Origin of the sequence: Kribbella sp., assembly GCF_035655035.1 — a bacterium.
In the GTDB taxonomy this organism is placed as follows: Bacteria; Actinomycetota; Actinomycetes; order Propionibacteriales; family Kribbellaceae; genus Kribbella.
Genome location: NZ_DASRVN010000240.1, coordinates 1 through 5,001, shown reverse-complemented (window position 1 = coordinate 5,001; position 5,001 = coordinate 1). Strand labels below are relative to the sequence as shown.

At 71.5% G+C, this 5,001-nt stretch carries 4 protein-coding genes; 1 reads left to right on the top strand and 3 read right to left on the bottom strand.

What is annotated here, in order from left to right:
• Together VFF46_RS13980 and VFF46_RS13975 are read right to left on the bottom strand one after the other, a co-directional pair.
• The coding region (locus tag VFF46_RS13980) for a hypothetical protein (protein WP_325037539.1) at positions 1–349 on the bottom strand (349 nt) is incomplete at its 3' end.
• A 37-nt stretch (positions 350–386) separates the two neighbouring features.
• Positions 387–3,308, bottom strand: a complete 2,922-nt coding sequence (locus tag VFF46_RS13975) for a lantibiotic dehydratase (protein WP_325037538.1) — start codon at positions 3,306–3,308, stop codon at positions 387–389.
• A gap of 134 nt (positions 3,309–3,442) precedes the next feature.
• On the opposite strand from VFF46_RS13975, the gene VFF46_RS13970 reads away from it, so the two are divergent.
• Positions 3,443–3,589, top strand: coding sequence for a hypothetical protein (locus tag VFF46_RS13970; protein ID WP_325037537.1), 147 nt, complete (start codon positions 3,443–3,445; stop codon positions 3,587–3,589).
• A 42-nt stretch (positions 3,590–3,631) separates the two neighbouring features.
• Here the strand turns inward: VFF46_RS13970 and VFF46_RS13965 are convergent, their stop codons facing one another.
• On the bottom strand, positions 3,632–4,825 hold the full coding sequence (locus VFF46_RS13965) for an RNA polymerase sigma factor (RefSeq protein ID WP_325037536.1): 1,194 nt from the start codon (positions 4,823–4,825) through the stop codon (positions 3,632–3,634).
• Positions 4,826–5,001 lie beyond the last annotated feature (176 nt).

Sequence of the window (5,001 nt, the reverse complement as noted above, 5' to 3'; positions counted from 1 at the left end):
GGTCGGTCAGGGTCGTGTACCCGCCGCCCTCCGCTCGTCGCGCGCCGACCGCCGCGAGCAGCAGGCCCGGAAGGCGTCCGGCGTACAGCTCAGGCCCGCCGCCGGTGGGATCTGCCGCGTGATTGGCGGCTGCGAGGTGGGCATGGGCCACGACCGGGTTGCCCAGCTCTGCGTGCAGGAGGGCGATTCCGGGATGCCCCTCGGCCAGTCCTGCAGGCTGCCAGGCCGGGCCGACCACTCCGTCGGCCGTCCGATCGGTACCACGTCCGGCAATCTCGGCGACCATTTCAGGACTCAGGAGCCGCTCGGCAACCGCCCCGACCACCTCGGCCGCTTGATCCCGACTCATCCGCGCCCGCCCTCGCCGGTGCGGCCCGCTTGCCGGCTCACCTGGCGCGGCGTTCCCGGTCGAGGCGGGCCTGGACCGCGCCGCGGACCACGGCGTACGCCGCCTGCTCCAGGTCCGGGGTGACCCCGGCCATCCGGTTGTGGTGCATGTGCAGCAGGCTGCCGAGCGGCGCTCCGGCCGGCCGGACTTCCGCGTACGCACGGACGGCTTCCGCCGAGCGCCGCCGGACAGCCGCCAGCGATGCGTCGACGAGACCCTCGTTGACTACTTGGAGCGCCTGCTGCCGGATCGCCTGGAACGCCGCGTGGGCCTCGGTCTTCGGATAGTTCGCGAGGAACCAGTCCCGCCAGCCGGGTCCGGCGTACGCTTCGGCGATACCCGCCATTCCACCGGCCAGCAACAGTTCCAGTGGGACGCCGGGCGGGCGCATCCGGAGTTCGTCGAGGACGGCCTCGCTGTCCGCGTGGAACGCCCGCTCGGCCGCTTCCATCGCCTCCGGTCCGCCGTACCGGGCCAGTTCCGGCTCGTACGTGTCGAGCACCAGCCGCTGGGCGAGGCCCGCCGTACACAGGTCCATGGCCCAGTCGTGGATCACGTCGCCCACTGCGGTGCCGCCGCCGTGCAGCCGGATCCGCAGGTGCGGTTCAGGATCGCGGTACCGGAGGAAGAACCACCGGTCGACGTCCTCCGGCAGGGCTTTCCGGAGTACGTCGAGACCGTGCGTCGTGAGCTGATCGTGCCGATCCTCCGGGGCGTAGAGCTTCGCGTACAGCCACTCTCCGCCGGGGTAGTACCGCAGGCGGGCAGGCGACCGGACCGCATGAGGTGGGCGGGGTGACCGGCGCAGCCGCTCGGGTACCGGCGACCGCAGGGCGACCACCAGTTCGTGTGCGTGACCCGCGAGCCACCCCGCGCCAAAGCTCCCGCCGGCGGGCTCGACCAACGTCGCGTCGGGCCGGCGGCCGAGTTCGTGACGCAGGAGACGCTGGTGCAGCGGTGCTTCCAGATCGAGACCGACACGGTGGTCAGCGAACGTCAGGTACACCTGCGTCGGCACTCGCCAGCGCTTGCGCCAGGCGTCCAGCCGGCCGCGCCAGACCTCGTCGTCCACGGCGGTCTCCAGCAACTCCGGCGCCGGCCGCCACCGCGCCGGCGAGAAGATCACGCGCCCGCGCCGCACCCGCGGTACGAACGGGAACAGCTCTCCCACCCGTCCCCAGCTCCACGGCAGGCAACCACGCTCCCGCGTGCCGGCCACCTCGCGCAGGAACCGCACCACGTTCGGCGCCAGGTGCCGCGAGTCGAGCATGTGGAACGTCGCGGGCACGATCTCGGCCCCGAGCCGATCGGACCAGAAGTACAGCCGCTCGTGCGTGGCACCGACCAGCAGGTCGTCGACGCCGAGCACAGTCGGATCGTCCGGCGTGAACTGGCCAGCGGTCACGACGTACGTCAGCCGTCGCGGCACTCGGGTGACGTTCGCGGAGCGGGCCTGTGCCGCCTGGAACTCGACCTGCGCCGCCAACGCACCGCCGGCTCCAGCTGTCACCAGAGGAGCGGCGTCGAGGAGATAGCTGAAGCGGCCGGTCAAGGCACCTGCTCTTGGAGAGTGCAGGAAGCTGCTCATCACGACCTGGTACTCCCCGGCATCGAGCGCGGCCGGGGAGTCCGCCACGAGCTCGGCTCCAAGTTCAAGCTCGCTCGGCAGGTCCGCCGCGCCGCTGGTCTGCAGCAGGTCGAGTACGGCGTCGGTCAGGACCACCTCGCCGCTGCCGTCCGCTGTCGCCTCCTGTGCGAGTTGCGCCAGCACCTGCTCGCGGACATCGTCGCTGACCGCGCCTGGTTCGGCCCGAGTGCTCTCGGGTGCCTCGTACCCGTACGGGGCGCCCAGGCCGGTGCCGGGATCCAGCAGGTCCAGCACGGGCACCAGTTGCCACTCGCCGTACTGCTCCAGGAAATCGAGGTGGTACTGCCGCAGATGCGCTGGTACGACGTCTGCCGGCATCACTCGCGCCAGCAGCCGCGCGGCCTGCTCGACCTCCGACCTGACCTGCTCGGGCAGGACGACCTCGGCGTCGACGGCCAGGTCGACCTGCTGGGGAGGACCGGCCTCGGGCGGACCGGCACCCCAGGGCGCCGCGGCGTATGCCTCTTGGCGTGCGTGGATCGCGATGAGCTCGGGGTCTTCCGGAATGCGGGCCAGCACATGGCCGAGGGGATCGGGCGCACTCGGCGGTGGTGTCAGCTCGGTCAGCAGGAACTGCTGCGCGATGAGCTCCAGCAGCAGCGGCTCCACCCGGTCAGCCGTAGCCGTCGCGAACCGGTCATTCAGGCGCTGCGCCAGTACGTCGAAGCGCACCGGCCGGCGCGCCAGCCTTCGTACCTCGTCGATCAGCGGATTCCGCCGTACCGACGCCTCCCGGAGCGGGTGTGCCTCCTCCGGCGTCGGCAGGTACGACAGCACCAGCCGATCGCCCCGGGTCCGGCAGAGGTTGTTGACCACCAGGTGCAGCGGACGGACGACCGCGAGCTCGCGCTCCTTCCGGCGTACGACAGCGGTGAGCCACCCGGCGTCGGCGCGGACACCCTTGCGGTGCTGCCGGCCGATCCGCACTGCCGTCCGTTCACCGAACGACGCCGGTGCCACGCCCGCCATCAGTCCGAACGGCGTCGGCCTGGTCGTCATCCGCAGTACGTAACTGGTCGTCGCCAGCACGGCTCGGCGCAGCTTCTTCGGCTCGACGGTCCGGCCGGCCCGAACCGCGTCGAGGGTCCCGGCCAGCGACGGACTGGACACCGCGATCGCCTCGCGGACCGCCGGGTCGCGGGTGAGCTCCTCCAGGTACGCGGTGTCGGCCTCGGTGTCGTCCGGGGCTGGATTCAGCCGGGTGGGATCCGGCCGGCCCGCAGGGAACGCGGTGATCCGGAGCAGCGCGGAGGTCCGGCCGGCATCGTCCATCGCGAGTGATGTTCGCAGACCGGTGCCGTGAAACCCAAGCAGTTCGAGCAGCCTCGAATGCCTTGCGATCCGGGCATCCGACGGGTTTGGTGTTGGGCGTTCGCGAACGCACTCCACCGAGAAAGGCGACGCCGATGAACACAGCCAACGAGCCGAACCGGGACCTGTTCGACCTCGACCTGGAACTCGTCGAACAGACACCTGCCACGGCGAAGACCAAGTGCCTGAACACCGCCCTCCAGTCCGGCTGCGGCGGCACCTTCGGCATCCAGCAGGGCTGACGAACCGGGCCCAGAGCCACCAGGCTCTGGGTCCGGCCTGGGTCAGATGCGGCTTGCGCGGGCGCGCAGGTAGCGCTGTTGGGGGATGCTCGTCGTTCGGGCGGCGGCTTCCTCGTAGGCGGTGCGGGCGGCGGGCTTGTCGCCGGACAGCTCGAGCAGGTGCGCGCGGACGGTGTACAGGCGGTGGTCCTTGGTCAGGCGGTCGTCGTGCTCGATCGTCGAGAGCAGCCGCAGGCCCTCGGCCGGGCCGCGGGACATCGCGACAGCGACGACGTGGTTGAGGGCGACCATCGGGTTGTCGGTGAGTTGCAGCAGTACCTCGTACAGCGCGGCGATCTGTGGCCAGTCGGTGTCGTCCGCGGACGGGGACTCGTCGTGGACCGCGGCGATCGCGGCCTGCAGCTGATACGGGCCGACCGGGCCGCGGGGGAGGGTCGCGGTGATCAGGTCGACGCCCTCGCGGATCAGCTCCGGGATCCAGCGGGAACGGTCCTGCTCGGCCATCGGTACGAGTTCGCCGAGCGGGCCGGTGCGTGCCGGACGGCGGGCATCGGTCAGCAACAGCAACGCGAGCAGTCCGGCGACCTCGGGATCGCCGGGCAGCAACCGGTACAGCATCCGCGCCAGCCGGATGCCCTCGGCCGCCAGCTCGACCCGCTGCAGGCTCGGTCCCGTCGTACTGACGTAGCCCTCGTTGAAGATCAGGTACACCACGTGGAGCACCGCGGCCAGCCGCTCCTCGCGGTCGGCCGGCAGGGTGAACCGGGCACCGCTGTCCTTGACGCTCGCCTTCGCCCGCGTGATCCGCCGCGTCATCGTTGCCTCGGGCACCAAGAACGCGCGGGCGATCTCGGCCGTCGTCAGGCCGCCGACCGCCCGGAGCGTCAACGCGATCTGGGACGCCGGCGACAACGACGGGTGGCAGCACAGGAACAGCAGCACGAGCGTGTCGTCGGCGTCGCCCACGGGATCGCCCTGCGGCGCCCACTGCGCGACCCGGTCCTCCCGCCGCTGCCGGGCCTGCTCACGCCGGAGCAGGTCCGTCAGCCGACGGGAGGCCACCGTGATCAACCATCCGCGCGGATTGTCCGGTACGCCGTCACTCGGCCACTGCTGCGCCGCCGCGAGCAGCGCCTCCTGCACGGCGTCCTCGGCCGTGTCGAAATGCCCGTACCGCCGCACCAGCGCACCAAGCACCTGCGGCGCCAGGTCCCGCAACAGATCGTCGACCGCCATGCCAGGTCACTCCACCAGTTCCTCGCGGCCCTCGGCGATCGGCCGGATGTCGGCGTACGCCGTGGCCCGCAGGAACTCCGGCACCGGACTGCCGGCCAGCCGGGACGCGATCTCGGTCGCCCGGTCGAACGACTCGCACTCGACGATCCAGTACCCCGCGAGCACCTCCTGGGTCT

Bases quoted from the DNA above. Each gene is read 5' to 3' on its own strand.
- VFF46_RS13965 (WP_325037536.1), bottom strand. From the start codon at position 4,825: ATGGCGGTCGACGATCTGTTGCGGGACCTGGCGCCGCAGGTGCTTGGT.
- VFF46_RS13970 (WP_325037537.1), top strand. From the start codon at position 3,443: ATGAACACAGCCAACGAGCCGAACCGGGACCTGTTCGACCTCGACCTG.
- VFF46_RS13975 (WP_325037538.1), bottom strand. From the start codon at position 3,308: ATGGACGATGCCGGCCGGACCTCCGCGCTGCTCCGGATCACCGCGTTC.